The sequence below is a fragment of the Nocardia alni genome (assembly GCF_019038435.1).
In the GTDB taxonomy this organism is placed as follows: Bacteria; Actinomycetota; Actinomycetes; order Mycobacteriales; family Mycobacteriaceae; genus Nocardia; species Nocardia alni.
This window is the reverse complement of the sequence record NZ_JAGPOX010000360.1, coordinates 1-435: the sequence shown is the minus strand read 5'-3', so window position 1 is coordinate 435 and position 435 is coordinate 1. Positions and strand designations below refer to the sequence as shown.

The window sequence follows — 435 nt, the reverse complement described above, 5'->3', positions numbered from 1 at the left end:
GCTCGGCAATGGCGGCGGCGGCGTGCAGGTCGGCCTCCAGCCCCGGCGAGAGGCCTCGGGCCAGGTCGGCAAGGACCGCGAGACCGGCGTGATCACCCCGGACGGCATGCGCTGGGCCGGCCGGCCGAACCTCCAGCCCGGCGACATGGTCTATGTCGAGGCGATGGATGGCGGCCGCGGGCAGTACCGTCTGCGCCAGAAGCCCGAGGTATCCGGCGCCATCGTGGCGATGGACCCCAATACCGGCCGCGTCCACGCGATGGTCGGCGGCTTCTCGTACGACGAATCCGAGTTCAACCGCGCCACCCAGGCGATGCGCCAGCCCGGCTCCTCGTTCAAGCCGATCGTCTACTCGGCGGCGCTCGACAACGGCTATACGCCCGCCTCGATCGTGCAGGACACGCCGATCACCATCGAGGCCGGCCCCGGCCAGGA

General features: G+C 71.3%; 1 protein-coding gene. It reads left to right on the top strand.

The window, feature by feature from the left end; all coding sequences use genetic code 11:
• The coding region (locus JZ791_RS44330; RefSeq protein ID WP_254207401.1) for a penicillin-binding transpeptidase domain-containing protein at positions 1 to 435 on the top strand (435 nt) is incomplete at both ends.